The sequence below is a fragment of the Thermocrispum municipale DSM 44069 genome (assembly GCF_000427825.1).
In the GTDB taxonomy this organism is placed as follows: Bacteria; Actinomycetota; Actinomycetes; order Mycobacteriales; family Pseudonocardiaceae; genus Thermocrispum; species Thermocrispum municipale.
Window position 1 is genome coordinate 32,279 of sequence record NZ_ATYT01000009.1, and the last position, 18,969, is coordinate 51,247.

Consider the following 18,969-nt stretch of genomic DNA (forward strand, 5'->3'; position numbering starts at 1 on the left):
TAGGCCACACCCCGAGAGCGGATCCGCACATGCACCGGCGGGCCCGTCTACGCTGAAGCTGTCTTCGAGCAGGGCTGGACGTGAGGAAAGGCGTGACGAAATCGGCATTGGCGGCGTTCGACCGCGACCGCCAGCACCAGAACAAGCGAGAAGTGATCCTGCACGCGGCCGCGTCCCTGTTCCGGACCAAGGGGTTCGCGCACACCTCGCTCGAGGACATCGCGGCCGCGCTCGGCGTGACGAAGCCGACCATCTACTACTACTTCGCCAGCAAGCAGGAAATCCTCTACCGATGCCTGCTGGCCGTGTTCGATGCCGCCGACCAGGCGCTGACCGAGTCGATCGAGTCGGCCGAGACCGGGCGGGAAGCGCTGGAGACGTACTTCCACCGCTACCTGCTCATGCAGCTACAAGGATCGGTGCCAGCGGTTCCGCTCGACGACGCGAGAGCGTTGAGTGCGGACTACTTCGAGCACATCACCAAGCGCCGCAAGGAACGCCGGGACCGGCTGCGCGCGGTGGTCGCGGACGGCATCAAGGACGGCTCGATCGTCGACTGCGATCCCAAGGTCGTGGTCAGCACCTGGGCGGGCGCGACGACGTGGGTCGTGGACGCCTACAGCGGCAACCCGGAGGACGCAGCGCGTATCGCTGATGACGTGCGACGCATCTTCCTGTGGGGTCTGACGCCACCGGACGCCAGCGACGACTGACTTCGACGGGGTCGGTACGCCGCCTCGAAATGACCGGCCGAGACCTGGTCGAGCCGCCGTTCCATCGAGCTCATGCGCCCAGCTCCGGGCACTGCCACCTTCGGTGATACTTGCCACCAGCGGGCCTCGGCTAACTGAATAGCCACTAGAATCCCTCCCCAAGGAGGGGCAATGACTTCACTGTTGGCTCAACCCGACGACTGGACGGAACCCGGCGCGTATCCGGTGGTTCCCGGCGTGTATCGGGTGCCGTTGCCCCTGCCGATGGACGGCCTGACGGCGGTCAACGCCTATGTGATGGAAGGCCGCGACGGGCTCGTCGTGATCGACCCGGGCTGGGCGTCACCGGAGACCCAGCAGACCATGCAGGCCGCGCTGCGACAGCTCGGCCACAAGCCGTCCGACGTCCGGCTGTGTCTGGCCACGCACCACCACTGGGACCACTACACGCAGGCCTACCAGTGGCGCGACGAACTGCGGATCAACCTCTTGCTGGGATGGGAGGAGCGGCACAGCATCGAGTCGTTCTTCCGCAGCACCAGCCGGTTCCCCAACCACGCCCAGCGGCTCGTGCGCTGCGGCGCCGGTGACCTGGCGCAGCGCATCAGCGGGACGGCAGTGCCCGACGACGAAGCCGAGATGCCGTACGGGTTGCCCGACGAATGGCTGCACGACGGGGACGTCGTCGAACTCGCCGAGGGCACGTTGCAGGCGGTGCACACGCCGGGCCACACCCGCGGGCACATCGTCTTCCGGCACGACGAGGCGCAGGTCTTGTTCTCCGGCGACCACATCCTTCCGCGCATCACGCCGTCGCTCGGCTTCGAGTGGGCGCCGGAGGAGCAGCCACTGCGGTCGTTCCTGCGCTCGCTGAAGCTGATCCGGTCTCAGCCGGACGCGGCCCTGCTCCCGGCGCACGGCCCGGTGACGGAAAGCGCGCACCGCCGGGTCGACGAGCTGCTCGACCACCATCGCGAGCGGCTTGAGGTGGTGCTCAACGAGCTGCACGCCGGCGCGCGGACGGCGTACGATGTGGCGCGGGCGATGCCGTGGACGCGGAAGGGTCGGCGGCTCGAGGAGCTGGAGACCGAACATCAGATGTCCGCGGTGGTCGAGGTCGACGCTCACCTCGACGTGCTGAACCTGCTCGGCCGGGTCAAGGTCGAGGACCGCGACCGGACCCGACGGTACGTGCCGGTCAAGAAGTCGGCCTGAGGCGCGGCGGCCCGTCGACCCCGGCGCTGCCCTCCCCCCGGGTCAGCCGAAGCGTCCGGAGATGTAGTCCTCCGTCGCCTTGTTCGACGGCGCGGAGAAGATCGTCGCGGTGTCGCCGATCTCCACCAGGTGCCCTGGCTGACCGACACCGCGCAGGTTGAAGAACCCGGTGACGTCGCTGACCCTGGCCGCCTGCTGCATGTTGTGGGTGACGATGACGATCGTGTAGTCGGCCTTCAGCTCCCCGATGAGGTCCTCGATCTTCTGGGTGGAGATCGGGTCCAGCGCCGAGCACGGCTCGTCCATCAGCAGGATGTCCGGCTGCACCGCGATGGCGCGCGCGATGCACAGCCTTTGCTGCTGTCCGCCGGACAGGCCCGAGCCCGGCTTGTGCAGGCGGTCGGCGACCTCGTCCCACAGGTTCGCCTGGCGCAACGAGCGCTCCACGATGTCGTCGAGTTCGCTCTTGGGCATCCGCTTCGCGTTGAGTTTGATGCCGGCGGCGACGTTGTCGTAGATCGACATGGTCGGGAACGGGTTGGGCCGCTGGAACACCATGCCGATGTGGCTGCGCACGGTGACCGGGTCCACGTCCGGCGCATACAGGTCCTGGCCGTCCACCATGACCTTGCCTTCCACCCTGGCCCGGGGAATCAGCTCGTGCATGCGATTGAGCGAGCGCAGGAACGTGGACTTCCCGCACCCGGACGGCCCGATCAACGCGGTCACCGACCGCGGCTCGATCGACAGCGAGACGTCCTGCACGGCCAGGGTCTTGTCGTAGTAGATGTTCAAGTCGGCGACGTCGATGCGCTTAGCCACTGCAGTCCTTCCTCGTGGTGGTCACGCGCGGGATCTCGGGGCGAACAGTCGGGAGAAGAGCCGGGCGGCCAGATTCAGCAGCATGACGACGGCGATCAGCACCAACGCCGCGGTCCATGCCCGGTCGATCGCAGGCTCCGGCGGAATTCCGGGGCTGGAGAATTGCCGGTAGGCGAACACCGGAAGCGTGGCCATGCGATCGTCGAACGGATTCATGTTCACACCGGTGGTGATGCCGACGGTGACCAGTAGTGGTGCGGTTTCCCCGATCACCCGCGCAATGGCCAGCGTGACCCCGGTCGCGATACCGGCCATCGCCGTGGGCAGGACGACTTTGAGAATCGTCCGCCATTTCGGCACACCGAGCGCATAGGCCGCCTCGCGCAATTCGTTGGGCACCAGCCGGAGCATTTCCTCTGCCGACCGCACCACGATCGGAATCATCAGCACGCTCAACGCGACGGCACCCATCACACCCATGCGCACGCCCGGCCCGAAGAACAGCGCGAACAACGCGTAGGCGAACAGCCCCGCGACGATCGACGGGATACCGGTCATCACGTCGACGAAGAACGTGATCGCCCGGCCGAGCCTGCCCGTGGCGTACTCGACCAGGTAGATCGCACACAGCAGGCCGATGGGCACCGAGATCACAGTGGCCACGGCCGTGATCAACAACGTCCCCGTGATCGCGTGATAGACGCCGCCACCCTCGCCGACGATGCCGTGCATCGAGTAGGTGAAGAACTCCGCGTCCAGCCGGTTGACACCGTTGCTGATCACGGTGACCACCACGGAGATCAGCGGCGCCAACGCGAGCAGGAACGCCGAGGTCACGGCCGCGGCGACCACCCTGTCCTTGGCCTTGCGGGGCCCCTCGACGGCCAGCGACCAGGCAAAGATCGTGACGCCGTACAGCACCGCGGTGACCAGTGCCGCCAAGCCGGTCGCCACGCCGAAGCTGGTCAGGACCAGGCCGATGACGATCGCGGCGGCCAGCGTGATCCACGGCGCGCGTCGCGGCAGTGAGCCCTGGGTGAGCGGCCGGTCGGACAACGCGGCCTCAAGGTCTGTCCTGGTCGACGGATTCATCAGTTGGCTCCGGAGAAGTCGCGCCGCCGGTTGATCACGACCCTGGCCAGCATGTTCACCGCCAGCGTGACGGCGAACAGCACCAGACCGGAGGCGATGAGGGTGTTCACCGCGATGCCGGTGGATTCCGGGAAGTCGAGGGCGATGTTGGCCGCGATGGTCGACGGATTGCTCCGGCTGATCAGGTTGATGCTCACCCCGCCGGAGACGGACAGCACCATGGCCACGGCCATCGTCTCGCCCAGCGCGCGGCCCAGGCCGAGCATCGACGCGCCGATGATCGCCGACCGGCCGAACGGCAGCACGGTCATCCTGATCATTTCCCAGTGCGTCGCGCCCAGCGCCAGCGCCGCCTCCTCGTGCAGGCGCGGGGTCTGCAGAAACGCCTCACGGACGACCGCGGTGATGATCGGCAGCACCATGACGGCGAGCACCAGCGCGGCCACCAGCATCGTGCGCCCGGTCGACGACGGCGGCCCGGCGAACAACGGGATCCAGCCGAGGTTCTGGTACAGCCACGTGCTCGCCTCGACCGTGGCCGGCGCCAGGACCGCCAACCCCCACAGCCCGTAGACGATGCTGGGCACGGCGGCGAGCAGATCGATCAGATAACCCAGGCCCTGGGCCAGCCGCCGCGGCGCGTAGTGCGTGATGAACAAGGCGATGGCCACGGCCAGCGGCGCCGCGATCAGCAACGCCAGCACGGCGGAGAGCACCGTGCCGAACAGCAGTGGCCAGATGTAGACGGTGATGCCCTGGCCGCCGGGGATGTCCGCGGACGGCGCCACGACGGCGGGCCACGCCTCGACCAGCAAGAACGTGGCCACCCCCGCCAGGACGGCGAGGATCAATGCACCTGCGCCGGTGGACAGGCCTGCGAAGACCCGGTCGCCGGCGCGGACGCGGGAGCGCGAGGTTCGCTCGCTGACGGGCACCAGGAATCCTTTCTCACGGGCGGGGCGGGTGAGTTCGGGGCGGCGGAGTGGCCCGCGGGTCGGTGGCGGGTAAGTCACCGGCGGGTCTGCGGTACGGGCCGCGGACTCGTCACCGACAGGTCCGCGGACTCGTCACCGGCAGGTCCGCGGGCTCGTCACCGGCGGGCCCGCGGGCAAGTCACCGGCAGGTCCGCGGGCAGAGCACCGGGGGTCCGCGGGCGGGCCGGTCGCCCCCTGCTTTCGACCGGCCCGCCCGCAGACGTGGCTCAGCTCGCGGAGATGCCGTCGATCGCCGACTGCACCTGCGCGCGCAGTTCGTCGGATATCGGCGCGGATCCGGCGTTCTCCGCCGCGGTCTTCTGCCCCTCCTCGCTGACCACGTAGGACAGGTACGCCTTCACCAGTTCGGCTTTGGCCTTGTCGTCGTACTCGGCGCACGCCACCAGGTAGGAGACCAGGACGATCGGGTACGCGCCCGCGTCCTTGGTGTCCCTGGCGATGTCGAACGCGAAGCTGGTGTCACCACGGCCCTCGACTCGTTCGGACGCGTCCACGATCGCGGCGGCAGCCTCCGGCGAGTACTCGACGAATTCGTCCCCGACGCCGACCTTGGCGGTGTCGAGCTCGCCTGCCTGGCTGGCGTCGGCGTAGCCGATGGTGCCGTTGCCGCCCTGCACCGCCTTGACCACGCCGGCCGTCTGACCGGCAGCTTCGCCGCCGGCCACCGGCCAGTCACCGCTCGGCTCGTACGGCCAGTCCTCGCCCGCCGCGGCCTTGAGGTACTCCTGGAAGTTCTCCGTGGTACCGGACTCGTCGGACCGGTTCACCGGCGTGATGTCCAGCGCGGGAAGCTGCACGCCCGGGTTGTCCTTGGCGATCTCCGGGTCGTTCCACTTGGTGATCTTCTGGTTGAAGATCTTCGCGATGGTGCTCGGCCGCAGGTTCAGCTCGTCGACGCCCTCGACGTGGTAGATGATCGCGACCGGCGAGATGTAGGCCGGGATCTCCAGGACCTTGCCGCCGCAGCGCTTCTCGGCCGCGGCCAGCTCGTCGTCGTCCAGATACGCGTCGGTGCCGCCGAAGTCGGTGCCGCCCGCGACGAACTGCTCACGACCGCCACCGGAACCGACCGGGTCGTAGTTGACCGTCACGTCCGGGTTGGCCTTGGTGAACCCGGCGACCCACGCCTGCTGCGCGGCTTCCTGCGAACTGGCTCCCGCGCCGTTGATCGTTCCGGACAGTTCCGATTTCCCGCCGCCGGAGGAAGACGGCTCGTTCGCAGCACCGCATGCCGCCACCCCGACGACGAGCGCGATGACCGCAGGCAACACCATGGCGCGGCCCAGGCTGGTGCGATTCACGTTGACCTCTTTCGCAGATCGGGTCCGACAGACCGACACGACTCGGGTGTCGTGATGCCGAGATGTCATTGGTTCTGACAGCGCCGACGCTAGGGCCGCGAAATGAACGTGCCAGGACCGCAGAAATGAATGCTGGGTGAACGAAAGGGGACGGGAATCCTGCCGCGGCCGACTGGCACTTCGAGCTTACGAAGACGACTGCTCACGCACTATCCCCGGGCAGAAGGATTGTCGCCGACGGAAAGTAGCCGACGCGCGGATGAACGGGTGTCGGCGAGCTCAATCGGCCGGTATGCCGAACAAATACCCGTGCCCGCGAATGGCGCGGATCCACTCCCCTTCGGCCAGATCGGCCAGCCGTTTCCGCAGCCGCATGATGTGGACCGTGAGCGAATTGCTGCTCGGTGCCTGCGTTCCCCACAGGGCTTCGATCAGCTCGGTTCGGGGCACCACCTGGCCCGCTCGTTCGGCGAGGTAGCGCAGCAGCCGGTATTCCATCTGCGGCAGGGTGACGATCGTGCCGTCGATCCACATGCGCGGCAACGAGCCGTCGACGCGTAGCCTGCCGAGTTCGATCGGCGGCTGGATCGGGGCGTGCTCCGGTCCGGTCAGCCCGCTCAGCAGCGCGAACAGCTCCGTCGCTCGGTACGGCCTGCGGAGAACGACCGTCGCACCGGAGGCGGCGGCGCGCGCGGCGAACGTGTCCGCGCCATCGGCTCCGGCCACGATCGGCAGCGCGGGGTCGTCGGCGCGCACGATACGCAGGAAGTCGGTGGCGTCCAGCCGCCCGGCGACCGGGCCGAGCAGCACGACGTCCGGGTTCATCCGTCCGACGGCAAGCAGCGCGCGGGCGACGTCGTCGCAGGTGACGACGGTGATCGGCTGCCCGGCGAAGATCTCGGCAAGGTCGGCCCGCACGCGCGCACGTTGCTCCACCACGAGCACGACCAGCCGGTGCGTGCAGCGGGCACGCATCACCGGCGGCCGGGCCATCACCGCTTCGGCCATCAGCCCACCTCACTGTCTCGGTCCGGCCGACGGGACGACCCGCACCCTAGGAAGCCGTAGTAGCCGGCGGCCGGAGTCGAGGTGAACGGAAGGCAAAAACCTGGCGGCTGGTCACCGATGCCGCGCTGCACGTCGGCGGTGCGGTGTCACCGATCTACCGCGAACGCCGCCACCGCGGTCGGCTTGAAGCCTTTGACCAGCAGGTAGATGCCGACCGACAGTTCCCAGAAGAAGATCGGCGCAACCGCGACATCGGACAGGACCGTGCCGGGCTCGTTGACCCCGAGGATGGACAGCGACGCCGCCGTCGCCAACAGGGGGGCGCCGATGAGTCCCAGGGTCGGGATGATGCGCGGTACCAGATCGGCCCGGTACAGCACCGACGCGAACAGCGCGGCGTTGAGCGCCGGGATCAGGCCCGGGCCCAGAATCAGCGTCCAGTCATGGACGGCGAGCAGGGTTTGCCCGAGCGCTGCCGATGAAGCGTCCAGATCCTGCCGGACCACGACCAAGGACAGCAGGCTGAGAACACCGACGAGGATGACCGTCGCCTCGATGACCCGGGGCGTGACGAATCCCAGCGCCGCGGCTTCGCCGAAGCGGACACGGCATCGTCGCAGCACCGGGAACAGCACCACGGCCGTGCCGACACAGGCGAGTGCGTTGATCACGTCGAGGAAGGCGCCCCAGCGGATGCCGCTGTTCGTGCTCGCCGTCAGCGCGTCGGCCCCGTCGGCCATGAGGTCGCTGTAGAGGAACAGCGCGGGCGGGATGCCCGCGATGAACGTGACCAGATGCAGCGCACCGGCGACCCGGGCGGCGCTCCGCGCATCGCGCGCCGTCAGCCCCACAACGGTTTCGGTCCGGGCTCGTGCCATGCGTCTCCGATCGGGTCGTTGCCCTCGGAAGATGTTCGTCGCACCGTCGCGGCCCATTACTCGACCGCCCCCGACAGCCAGGTCCGGGCCGTCCAAACCACGGCCCCGCCGCCCAGCGCGAAGGACGGCCCTCTCCCGCCACATCCACGCAAACCACGGCCCCCACCGCCCGCGCGAAGGACAGCCCGGTCCCGCCGCCCAGCGCGAGGCCCGGCTGTCGGGCCAAGCCGCTCGACACGTGCTCAGCGCGGGCGGCCCGGCACCCCCGGCCTGGTCTGCCACGGCCGGGGCCCCTCGAGCGGCCGGTACTCGACCCCGAGCGCGTCCAGCCGGGGCAGGTGGTGCCGCACCAGTCTCCGTTCGAACTCGTCGTACTCCCGTTCCGGTGGCGACCACACCACCTCGGCGAACGCGGCCAGCCGTGGGAAGGCGGCGTAGTCGACCCGGCGCGGGTTGTCCAGGTGCTCGGTCCACACCTGCGCCTGCGCACCCAGCACCCGCTCACGGACCGTCTCCGGCATTCCGTCGGGAATCGGCTCGTACTGGTACACCTTCCGCAGCGGCACCAGGTACCCCACCGGGATCGGCTCGTCGGGACGGTCCGACTGCCGGTGATCGAGGTAGACGTGCTGCTCCGGGCACATCACCACGTCGTGCCCGGCCTGCGCCGCCGCGATCCCACCGTGCTCGCCGCGCCACGAGGCGACGATCGTGTCCGGAGGCAGCGGACCGGCGTCGACCGCCTCGTCCCAGGCCAGCGGTCGGCGTCCCAGACCCGCCACATGCCCGGCGATCTGCGCGATCCACCAGCCGTGCAAGTCGTCCGGCGACGACAACCCCAGTTCGGCGGCCCGCGCAGCGGCGTGTTCGCGCCACTCGACCGTCGGCACCTCGTCGCCGCCCACCGCGATCACCGGGCCGTCGAAGATGTCGACGAGGTGCTCGAACACACGGCGGTAGAAGGCCACCGTGGACTCCTCCGCGTTGAGCACGTGCTCGCTGATGCCCCATGCGGTCCGCACGGGGAGCGCTGCCCCGGTGTTGCCCAGCTCGGGGTAAGCGGCGATCGCGGCTTGGCTGTGCCCGGGGATGTCCACCTCGGGAACCACGGTGACCGCACGCTCGCGCGCGTACGCCACGATCTCGCGCAGGTCGCCGGTGGTGTAGTACCCGCCGTGCGGGCGTCCGTCGTGTTCCTCGGTGCCGTCCGGCGGCCGCCCGACCCACGAACCTTCCCGCCACCCACCGACCTCGGTCAGCCGCGGGTATTCCGGCACCTCGATCCGCCAGCCCTGGTCGTCGGTCAGGTGCAGGTGCAGCACGTTGAGCTTGTGCGCAGCCAGCAGATCGATGAACCGCAGCACGGCCGCCTTCGGCTGGAAATGCCGCGCCACGTCCAGCAGACATCCGCGCCAGGCGAACCGCGGATGATCCACGATCTCGCCGCACGGCAACACCCACCGTCCACTGTGGATGTTCGCGGCACGGAACGTCTCCGGTCCGGCGAGCTGCCGCAGGGTCTGCTCGGCGTGCTGCTTGCCCGCCTCGTCGGCGGCGACCGCGTGCACCCCGCTCGGCGCGATGCGGATGCGATACCCCTCGGCGGGCAGCCCGGCGGCCGGATCCACGACCACGGGCACCACGAGATCGTCCAGCTCGCACACGCCCGGCGCCGGGTCGACCCGGACCGGTCGCGGCACCAACCCATCCATCGGCGTCATCCCTTCACCGCCCCGGCGAGTCCGCTCACCAAGTGGCGCTGCACCAGCACGAAAAAGATCAACACCGGGATGGTCATCAGCGTCGAGCCGGCCATGATCGCGCCCCAGTCCTGCTCGTCCGGCTGGTAGAAGACCAACAGTGCCTGCGGCAGCGTGCGGTTGTCCGTGCTGGAGTAGATCAGCGTCTTGGCGAACAGGAAGTCGTTCCACGAGTGGATGAACGACAGCACGCTCGTCGCCACCAAACCGGGTGCGACCAGTGGAAACAGCACTCGCCACACGTACTGGAAGCGGCTGGCGCCATCCAGCGTCGCGGCCTCGTCGAGCTCGCGCGGCACCGCGGCGACGAAGCCGCGCAGCATCCAGATCGCGAACGGCAGGCTGAACGCCAGGTTGACCAGCACCAGCGGCGCGAGCTGGTTGAGCCCGAACGCCGGGGCCACCTCGCCGACGGACTGCACCAGGAAGAACAGCGGAATGGTCAGCGCCTCCACCGGCACCATCTGCGCCACCAGCAGCATCACCAGCAGCACGGTCCGCCCCTTGAACGCGAACCGGGTCAGCGCCACCGCGGACAGGAACGACAGCACGATCGACCCGCCGACCACCAGCAACGCCACCATCGCGCTGTTGAGGAAGTACCGGCCGAAGCCCTCCACGTCGAGCACGCGCCGGAACGCATCCAGCGTGGGTTCCAGCGTCCACGGGCGCGGCGAATCCGAGCGGATCTCCCCCTCGGGCTTCAACGCCGACAGCACCATCCAGTACAGCGGGACGGCGACCAGGATCGCCGCGATCACGCAGATCGCATCGGAGATCCGCGACTTCACGCCGACCACCCGGCCTTTTGCTGCGCGCGCAGGTACAGCACGGTGATCATCAGCAACAACGCGGTCATCACCACACCGATGGCGGCGCCCATGCCGTACTCCTCACCGGCGAACGCCTTCTGATACGCGTAGACGTTCAGCACCAGGTTCCGGCCCGCCACACCACCGCCGTTGGTCATCACGTAGATCTGGGTGAACACCTTGAAGTCCCAGATGATCGACTGGATCGTGGCGATCACGATGAGCGGTCGCAGCATCGGCAGGATGATCTGGGTCGCGATGCGCCGCCACGAGGCGCCGTCCAGCTGGGCGGCGTCGATCACCTCGGCCGGGATGCCCTTGATGCCCGCGTACATGGTCACCATGACGAACGGGAACGAACACCAGATGATCTCCAGCGCCACGACGGCGAACGCCGAGTACCGCTGGTACATCCACGAGTGACCCTCCATGCCGGTGAACCCGAGGCCGCTGAGCACCTCGTTGACCAGGCCGAGGTCGGCGTCGAACAGGAACAACCAGACGTAGGAACCCGCCATCGCCGGGGTGGCCCACGCGCCGAGCGCGGCCAGGAACAGCATCGCGCGCGGAATCGGCCGGGCCCGGCTGGCGACGACGGCCAGCGCGGTGCCGACCAGCAGGCTGCCCGCCACGCAGACGGCGGCGAAGACCACCGTGGCCAGCAGGACACTCCAGAACTGCGGGTCGCCCAGCAGCTCGCCGTAATTGTCCAGGCCGAGGAACCGCAGCGGCGCGGCACCGCTGGCCTGCGGCTGGTTGTAGTCGTACAGCGAGATCTGGACCAGCTGATACAGCGGATACGCCAGCACCGCCAACAGCAGCACCCCGGCAGGCAGCAGGTAACGCACCGCCGCGCGGCCGTCGCCGACCCGCTCGGTGGCCTTGCTCGTCACCGGGCCGGCGGGCCGCCGCTCACCGACGACCGTCATCAGCCACCGAAGGCCTTGTTCATCTCGGCGGCCGCCGCCTTGGTGGCTTCGTCGACGCTCTGCTCGCCGGTGGCGATCTGCTGGATCGCGGTCGGCAGGATGCCCTGCGCGTCGATCTTCGTCCACGCCGGGGTGGCCGGCACGAACTTCGTGCCCGCCTTGACCGAGGCGACGAACGGCTCGAGCGACTTGTCCGAGGCCACCAGCTTCGACTGGACATCGCCGAACGTCGGCAGCGTGCCCATCGCGTCGTACATCTTCTGCTGGTACTTCTTGCCGGCCAGCAGCTTGGCGAACTCGACCGCCAGCCCGTATTTCTTGCTGGCGCGGAAGACGCCGATGAGGTTGCCGCCGGCGAACGGCGGAGCGATCGAGCCGGTTTCCGTGCCGGGCAGTGGGACGACCTTGTACTTGCCCTTCACCGCCCCGGCGTCGATCGCGGGCAGGTTGAAGTCACCGCCGATGACCATGCCCGCCTTTCCCGCGGCGAACGCGGCAACCGCGTCGCTGCCGGTCATCTGCGCGCACGCCGACGGCGGGCAGATGTCGTCGGAGATCAGCTCGGCGTAGCGCTCGAGCCCTTCCTTGGCCTCCGGTGCGGTCAGCGTGGCCGTCCACTTGCCGTCCTTCTGCTCGGCGATGTCGCCGCCGTAGGCCCAGACGTAGGGCAGCGCGGAGTACAGCGACTTGCCGCCCGTGGCGATGCCGTACATCGTCGGCTTCGCCTTCCGGATCGCCCTGGCCACCTCGGCCACCTCCGGCAGCGTCGTCGGCGGCTCGAGGTCGAGCTCGTCGAACACGTCCGTGCGGTAGAACAGCGCGCGGGTGCCGGTGAACCACGGGATGCCGTACACCTTGCCGTCGACCTTGGCGGTGTCGAGCACGCTCGGCACCAGGTCCTTGGCCTCCGGCCACTTCGCCAGCTCGTCGGTCAGGTCGGCGAACCCGTTCGAGGCGACGTAGCCCGCCAGGTCGGTGTTGCCGAACTCGGCGACGTCCGGCGAGCTGTTGCTGTCGTTGAACGCGCCGTTGAACCGGTTGGCGCGGCCGTCGACCGGCAGGTACTCGACCTTGACCGTCACGCCGTCGTGGGCCGCCTCGAACTCCTTCTTCGCCTCCGCGACGACCTTCTCCTTCGGCTCGTCGTTGGGCTCGGCGAACAGCCACACCTGTAGTTCGCCCGTCTTCTCCCCCGCTCCTTGCGGCTGATCGTGGGAAGCCTGCGGTGGCGCGCAGCCGATGGCCAGCGCACCGACGAGGGCCAGCAGGGCCGCACGTTTCATCTCGAGCTCCTTTCGAACAGCACGAAACAGGCGGAATCGACGGCCGCGGTGCCCGCGGGTGCGGCGAGCCGGCCGGTGTTCGGGTCGCGGGGCAGCCAGGCGACGACGTGCTCCCGCTGGTTGGCCACGTAGATCCAGCGGCCAGTGGGGTCGATGGTCAGGTGCCGCGGCCACGAGCCGCCGCACGGTGTGGTGTCGACGAAGGCGAGGTCGCCGTCGTCGGTGATGTCGAACGTGGCGATGCTGTCGTGGCCGCGGTTGGACGCGTAGACGAAGCGCCCGTCCGCCGATACCTGCAGCTCGGCGGGATAGTTCTCCGGCGGCCGCGCATCCCCGAGGGTGGAGACGACCTGCCCGGCGGTGAACGTCCCGGCTCGGGCGTCCCACGCCGCCACGGTGATCTCCGAGCGGAGTTCGCCCAGGATGTAGGCGCGCTCGCCGTCGGGGTGGAAGGCCAGATGTCGCGGGCCGTACTTCTCGGGCATCCGCAGCTGGGAGTGCCTGTGCAGCTTCCCGGTGTCGGTGTCGAGGCCGTAGACGTACACCGAGTCGGCGCCGAGGTCGACCGCCACCACCCAGCGGCCGCTGGGATCGGGCAGCACCTGGTGCGCGTGCGGCTCCGGGCCGTCGTGGGTCTGGACGTCGGTGGCCTCGCCGATCCGGCCGTCGTCGAGCAGCGGGTGCACGACCACCGACCCGGATCCGTAGTTGGCGGTGAGCAGGAACTGCCCGTGCACGCTGGTATGGGTCGGGGCCTCCCCGTGCGTCGGCTGCGTGTTCCGCACCGCGCCGCTTGCCACGTCGACCGCGGCGATCCGGCCGTCCGTGAGTTCGTTGGTGACGTAGAGGACGTGGCCGTCATGGGAGAAGACGGACCAGGAGGCGTCCGGCAGCCCTGGGATCGTGTCGCCGACGTCGAGCCTGCCCGACACGGGATCGGCCACCGCGCGCTGCAACCCCGCGCCCGGACGGTCCCCGGACGTGAAACTGCCCAGGTAGACGGTGAGCTCGCGACGAGCGTTCGCGGCCCCACCGACCAGGGCAGCGCTCGCGGAAGCGCCCAGGAACGTTCGCCTGGCCATACCGTGCACACCATCCCCCTCAGACCACGGTGATCAGGATCGCCGCGATGACGAACGCCACCACGGACAAGATCGTTTCCAGCACTGTCCAGGACTTGAGCGTGTCCTTGACGGTGAGTCCGAAGTAGCGCGAGACGATCCAGAAACCGCCGTCGTTGACGTGCGAGGCGACGATCGAGCCGGCACAGATCGCGGCGACGATCAGGGCCAGCTGCGGCTGTGACATGTTCAGTTCCGCCACCGTCGGGCCGATGATGCCTGCGGTGGTGGCGATCGCGGCGGTGGCCGAGCCCTGGGCGATCCGCAGTCCGCAGCTGATCACGTACGCGGCGAAGATGACCGGCAGGCCCGCGGCGGCCAGCGTGTCGGCCAGCGCGGTGCCGATGCCGGTGGCCTTGAGCACCGTGCCGTAGAACGCGCCCGCGCCCACGACCAGCAGGATCATCGCCACCGGTCGCAGCGACACCGACGCGATCTCGGCGATCTGGTCCTTGGTCATCCCACGCCGGTGGCCGAGTAACCAGAACGCCAGCAGTACGGCGATGGTCAGCGCGATGGCGGGTGTCCCGACGAACGTGGCCATCCCGGCCGCGGTCGAGCCTTCCGGCAGCAGGATGCTGCCGAACGTGCCCGCCAGGATCAGCACCAGCGGGATGGCGATGATCGCCACGACCAGGCCGAGGCTCGGCTCGTCCGAGTCGCCGGACTCGCCGGTGTCGCCGGTCGCACCGTCACCGGTCCGGCCACCGGACGACCGCACCTTCTCCTTGACGAGCTGCGCAGCGGCCAGCATCTCCTCCGGGACGTCGACGTGGATGCGCTTGCCGATCCACGACGAGAACAACACGCCGCCGACATACCAGGCGGGGATCGCGCAAACCGCGCCCATCACGATGACCCAGCCGAGTTCGACTTCCAGCAGCCCCGCGGCGGCCACCGGCCCCGGGTGCGGCGGGAGGAACGCGTGCGTGACGGACAACCCGGCCAGCAGCGGCAGGCAGTACAGCAGGATCGACCTGCCGCCCTGCTTGGCCGCCACGTACACCAGTGGGGCCAGCACGAAGATGCCCACGTCGAAGAACACCGGGACGCCGAAGATCAGCCCGGCGAGCCCCATCGCCAACGGTGCCCGCTTCTCCCCGAGCAGCCGCAGCAGCTTCCCGGTGAGCACCTGGGCGCCGCCGGAGGCTTCGAGCATCGCGCCGAGGATCGTGCCGAGACCGATGATCGCGGCGATGTGTCCGAGGATCCCGGCGAAGCCGGACTCCAGCAGCGAATCACCCGAGTCCTGCGCGGAGCCGACGAGTTCGCCGACCGGCACGCCCGCGGCGAGTGCGGTGAGCACACCGATCACCAGCAACGCGATGAACGGCTCGAGCTTGAACCGCACGATGAACAGCAGTAACAAGGCGATGCCGGCCGCGGCGAGCAGCAGCAGTCCGCCCGTGGTGTCCTGTAACCAGCTCACCGCGTTCATGCCTCCGCCCCTCGATTGACCGCTGCCACGAATTCCGCTGCCCGCTCGCCTACTTCCGCCGGGCGCAACTGTCCACGGCCCACGACCGCCGACCCCGCGGTCACCGCGAGCGCGCCCGCCGCGAGGTAGTCGGCGGCGTTCTTGGCGCTGACCCCGCCACTGGCCACCAACGGCGCTTTCGGATACGGGCCCAGCAGGTCGGAGAAGTAGGCCGGGCCCATGCGTGCGGCCGGGAAGACCTTCACCGCGGTCGCGCCGGACTCCATCGCGTCGGCGACTTCGGTCGGCGTGAGCGCGCCGGGCACGAACGGCACGCCGAGCCGGGCCGCTTCCTCCGCCACGCGTGGCCGGAGCCCGGGCGCGAGCAGGTACTGCGCTCCTGCGTTGACGGCGTCGCGGGCCAGCTCGGGCGTCAGCACCGTGCCCGCGCCGACGATCGCACCGTCCACAGTGGACGCCTGTTCGATCACCCGCAGGCTTTCCGGGGTCATCAACGCGTACTCGACCAGGGGCAGACCGGCGTCGACCAGCGCGCGGGTCAGCCCAACGGGATCCGGCAGGTGGTCGGCCCGCACGATGCACAGCGCGCGGCGCTTGCCGAGTTCGGTGAGCAAGTCCATCAGTTCCTCCGGTTACGCAGCGAGTGCCCGGGCAGGGCTCCGGTCGGCCTGCCGTCGTCGATCACCGGCACGCCGTTGACCAGCACGTACGGGATGCCGCGCGCCGGGCTGCGAGGTTCGTCGAACGTGGCGGTGTCGGTGACCGTGTCGGGGTCGAACAGCACCAGGTCGGCGGCGTAGCCGGGCCGGACGAGCCCGCGGTCGGTCAGCCGCAGCCGCTTGGCCGCACGGCTCGTCAGATGCGCCACGCACTCCTCCAGGCCGAGCACGCCCAGCTCGCGCACGTAGCGGGCGAGGTAGCGCGGGAAGGTTCCCCACGCCCGCGGGTGCGGTTTGGCGCCGACCAGCAGGCCGTCACTGCCGCCGGTGTGCACCGGGTGGCGCATGATCGCCTGCACGTTGTCCTCGTGGCCGACGTGCATCAGGCACGACGTACCGAGGCGTTCGGAGATCAGGGTGCGGAAGTACAACTCGGCGGGCGGCACGCCGGCGATCCGAGCGGACTCGGCGACACTGCGGCCGAGCAGGTGCGCGTTCTCCTCGTTGCGCACGCCGTTGATCTCGATGGTCTCCCAGTCGACCGGCACACCGTGGCAGCCGTCGGAACCGACCTCCTCGATGTCGCGGCGGATACGTTCCCGGGTCTCCGGATCGGACAACCGGTCGAGCGTGGCCTCCAGCCCGCCCTCGGCGGCCCAGCTGGGCAGCAGCGCGGACAGATAGGTGGCGCCGGGCAGGTACGGGTAGGTGTCGAGCGAGATGTCCACGCCGTCGGCGATCGCGTCGTCCACCAGCGACAGCAACTCACCCGCGCGGCCGGCGTTGACCGGGAAGTTCATCGTGGCGTGTGCCAGGTGAAGAGGGCAGCCGGACCGCCGGGAGACCTCGATCATCTCGGCGTACGCCTCCAGCGCACCGGCGCCGTAGCTGCGGTGGTGCGGGCTGTAGTAGCCGCCACCGGATGCGACGACCTCGCACAGCGCGACCAACTCGTCGGTGTCGGCGTACGAGCCCGGCGTGTAGGTCAGCCCGGACGACATGCCCATGGCCCCCTCCGCCAGACCGGTCGCGACGAGCCGGCGCATCCGGTTCAGCTCGTCGCGGGTCGCGGGCCGGTCCTCCCAGCCGACGACCAGCATCCGGATCGTGCCTTGCGGTAGCAGGTACGCCGCGTTGACCGCGATGCCCCGGTCGAGCCGGTCCAGGTACTCGCCGACGGTGCGCCAGTTCCAGTCGAAGCCCGGCGGGTCGTCGTTCCAGCCGGCGAGCTGTGCGCGCAGGGCTTCCAGCACCCTGTCGTCGACCGGGGCGTAGGACAGTCCGTCCTGGCCGAGGACCTCGGTGGTCACCCCTTGCGACACCTTCGCCAGGTGGTCCGGGTCGGCGAGGATCTGGATGTCGGAGTGCGAGTGCATGTCGATGAAGCCCGGAGCCAGCACGAGACCGTCGGCGTCGACGACGCGCGTGCCGCTCAGCCGGGCGCGCTCGATGGCGGCGATCCTGCCGTCGGTGATCCCCACATCGGCGACGTAGCCCGGCTCGCCGCTGCCGTCCACCACCCGGGCACCGCGGAAAACGATGTCCATCGCCAGCCCTTTCAGAAGTACGTGCGGATCAGATCGATGACGGTTTCGCCGTCGCTGTCGACGACCGGGATCAGCTGCCACTTGTCGAACGTGGTGCACGGGTGCGACAGGCCGAGCCCGATCCAGTCGCCGACCCGGACCTGGTTCGCGGGCTTGAGGAACGCGTGCTGGTCGTTCACCGCGGTGATTGCGCAGTCGGACAACTCGGTGACCGCCCCGTCACGGCGGAGGAGCCGGGGTATCGGCAGACCCTCGTCGAACGGCACATCGCGCTTGCCCGCGGTGAGCAGCGCCAACTCGTCCGACGGACGCGAGGTGACTTGTGCCCAGGCGCGCAGCGCGGACCGGAAGCCCGGCATGCCCGCGATGCGCGGCTCGTGTCCCAGCGGGGAGATTTCGCGGTAGAAGCCGTCGTCGTGCGTGATGTAGGCGCCCGAGCGGAGCACCGGCAGCACGTCGATCGACCCCGGCCACGGCGCTGTCAGCGCGCCGGCAACCTGATCGAAATAGGCACTGCCGCCCACCGTCACGATCACTTGCGGGGTTTCGAACCGATCCGCCAGCGCGATGGTGAGTTCCCGGATGTCCGCCAGGTAGGCGTCGACCTTCGCGCGGGACTCCGGCGTGGCGTCGTGGGCCAGCGCTCCTTCGTAGCCGCCTACGCCGACCAGGCGCAGCCGCGGACTTTTCGCCGCCGCCTCGGCGACGTGCACGGCCGCGTCCAGACCGCGCGCTCCGGTTCGTCCGCCGTCGGCGCCGAGCTCGACCAGGACATCCACCCGCTCGCCTGCCTCGAGGGCGTCGGTCATGAGCTCGACGGCCGCCACCGAGTCGACCCAGCAACAGAACTCCAGGTTCGGATCGCGGCGGAGCTCCGCGGCCAGCCAGCGCAGCGCGGCACGATCGACCAGCTGATTGGCCAGCAGGATGCGTTGCACCCCGAAGGCGCGGTAGACCCTGGCCTGGCCGGCGTTCGCCGCGGTGATTCCCCACGCCCCGTGCTCGAGCTGCCGCGCGAACAACTGCGGCGCCATGGTCGTCTTGCCGTGCGGGGCCAGCGCCACGCCTTGCGCCGCACACCACCGCGCCATCGTGGTGAGGTTGTGCTCGACGGCTTCGTCGGACAGCACGAGCAACGGCCCGAGGAAGCCGTCGCGGAACAGGTTCGGCCGGCGACGCAGTGCCTCGTCGATGGTGTGGCCGACCAACGACTCCGGCATGCCCTTGAAGCGCCAGTCGATCACCTCGGTCCGGATCGCCGCGACGCGGTCGTGATCAATTCCTGCCGCTTGGCTCATCGCTTCCCGCCTCATTGCATATTTTGCAACGCCAGTTGCACAATGTGGTGTGGGATTGTGTACCATCCGGGCGACGGCAGGTCAACGGATCGGAGGGA

At 69.3% G+C, this 18,969-nt stretch carries 17 protein-coding genes; 2 read left to right on the plus strand and 15 right to left on the minus strand.

Features of this window, described 5'->3' with window-relative positions; translation table 11 throughout:
* Positions 1-92: 92 nt before the first annotated feature.
* Together YWM_RS23195 and YWM_RS0110980 are read left to right on the plus strand one after the other, a co-directional pair.
* Positions 93-713 (plus strand): TetR/AcrR family transcriptional regulator, encoded by a 621-nt coding sequence (locus YWM_RS23195; RefSeq protein ID WP_052344780.1) that lies wholly within the window; start codon positions 93-95, stop codon positions 711-713.
* 171 nt (positions 714-884) lie between these two features.
* A complete protein-coding gene (locus tag YWM_RS0110980; RefSeq protein WP_028850762.1) occupies positions 885-1,928 on the plus strand; it encodes an MBL fold metallo-hydrolase in 1,044 nt (347 codons plus the stop codon).
* Between the two features lie 42 nt (positions 1,929-1,970).
* Here YWM_RS0110980 and pstB read toward each other — a convergent pair whose 3' ends face one another.
* The 15 genes from pstB to YWM_RS0111055 form a co-directional block, all read right to left on the minus strand.
* On the minus strand, positions 1,971-2,750 hold the full coding sequence (pstB, locus tag YWM_RS0110985; RefSeq protein WP_028850763.1) for a phosphate ABC transporter ATP-binding protein PstB: 780 nt from the start codon (positions 2,748-2,750) through the stop codon (positions 1,971-1,973).
* Positions 2,751-2,771: 21 nt separating this feature from the next.
* Entirely contained in the window at positions 2,772-3,842 is a 1,071-nt protein-coding gene (pstA, locus tag YWM_RS0110990) for a phosphate ABC transporter permease PstA (protein WP_156914744.1), read from the minus strand.
* A complete protein-coding gene (gene pstC / locus YWM_RS0110995; protein ID WP_043660649.1) occupies positions 3,842-4,777 on the minus strand; it encodes a phosphate ABC transporter permease subunit PstC in 936 nt (311 codons plus the stop codon). Before pstC ends, pstA begins: the two co-directional genes overlap by 1 nt.
* Positions 4,778-5,043: 266 nt before the next feature.
* Entirely contained in the window at positions 5,044-6,138 is a 1,095-nt protein-coding gene (gene pstS / locus YWM_RS0111000; protein WP_028850766.1) for a phosphate ABC transporter substrate-binding protein PstS, read from the minus strand.
* Between the two features lie 279 nt (positions 6,139-6,417).
* Positions 6,418-7,146: a response regulator transcription factor gene (locus YWM_RS0111005; RefSeq protein WP_084612327.1), complete on the minus strand. Its 729-nt coding sequence runs from the start codon at positions 7,144-7,146 to the stop codon at positions 6,418-6,420.
* A gap of 146 nt (positions 7,147-7,292) precedes the next feature.
* Positions 7,293-8,024 carry a DUF4386 domain-containing protein gene (locus tag YWM_RS0111010; RefSeq protein ID WP_084612328.1) on the minus strand — a complete coding sequence of 244 codons (732 nt, stop codon included), beginning with the start codon at positions 8,022-8,024 and terminating at the stop codon, positions 7,293-7,295.
* A gap of 242 nt (positions 8,025-8,266) precedes the next feature.
* Positions 8,267-9,745, minus strand: coding sequence for a beta-N-acetylhexosaminidase (locus YWM_RS0111015; RefSeq protein ID WP_028850769.1), 1,479 nt, complete (start codon positions 9,743-9,745; stop codon positions 8,267-8,269).
* The gene (locus tag YWM_RS0111020; protein WP_245566003.1) at positions 9,742-10,575 is read right to left on the minus strand and encodes a carbohydrate ABC transporter permease; all 834 of its coding nucleotides are present in this window, start codon (positions 10,573-10,575) and stop codon (positions 9,742-9,744) included. The genes YWM_RS0111015 and YWM_RS0111020 overlap by 4 nt, the downstream gene beginning before the upstream one ends.
* Positions 10,572-11,525, minus strand: coding sequence for a carbohydrate ABC transporter permease (locus YWM_RS0111025; RefSeq protein WP_052344781.1), 954 nt, complete (start codon positions 11,523-11,525; stop codon positions 10,572-10,574). Before YWM_RS0111025 ends, YWM_RS0111020 begins: the two co-directional genes overlap by 4 nt.
* Positions 11,525-12,808 (minus strand): extracellular solute-binding protein, encoded by a 1,284-nt coding sequence (locus tag YWM_RS0111030; RefSeq protein WP_028850772.1) that lies wholly within the window; start codon positions 12,806-12,808, stop codon positions 11,525-11,527. The genes YWM_RS0111025 and YWM_RS0111030 overlap by 1 nt, the downstream gene beginning before the upstream one ends.
* On the minus strand, positions 12,805-13,890 hold the full coding sequence (locus tag YWM_RS23200) for a lactonase family protein (protein ID WP_052344782.1): 1,086 nt from the start codon (positions 13,888-13,890) through the stop codon (positions 12,805-12,807). The genes YWM_RS0111030 and YWM_RS23200 overlap by 4 nt, the downstream gene beginning before the upstream one ends.
* Positions 13,891-13,909: 19 nt before the next feature.
* Complete coding sequence (locus YWM_RS0111040; protein WP_028850773.1) at positions 13,910-15,367, minus strand: GntP family permease; 1,458 nt, start codon at positions 15,365-15,367, stop codon at positions 13,910-13,912.
* The gene (locus tag YWM_RS0111045; RefSeq protein WP_028850774.1) at positions 15,364-15,987 is read right to left on the minus strand and encodes a bifunctional 4-hydroxy-2-oxoglutarate aldolase/2-dehydro-3-deoxy-phosphogluconate aldolase; all 624 of its coding nucleotides are present in this window, start codon (positions 15,985-15,987) and stop codon (positions 15,364-15,366) included. Before YWM_RS0111045 ends, YWM_RS0111040 begins: the two co-directional genes overlap by 4 nt.
* On the minus strand, positions 15,987-17,573 hold the full coding sequence (locus YWM_RS0111050; protein ID WP_028850775.1) for an N-acyl-D-amino-acid deacylase family protein: 1,587 nt from the start codon (positions 17,571-17,573) through the stop codon (positions 15,987-15,989). Before YWM_RS0111050 ends, YWM_RS0111045 begins: the two co-directional genes overlap by 1 nt.
* An 11-nt stretch (positions 17,574-17,584) precedes the next feature.
* Positions 17,585-18,871, minus strand: coding sequence for an amino acid deaminase (locus YWM_RS0111055; RefSeq protein ID WP_043660651.1), 1,287 nt, complete (start codon positions 18,869-18,871; stop codon positions 17,585-17,587).
* Between the last annotated feature and the right edge of the window lie 98 nt (positions 18,872-18,969).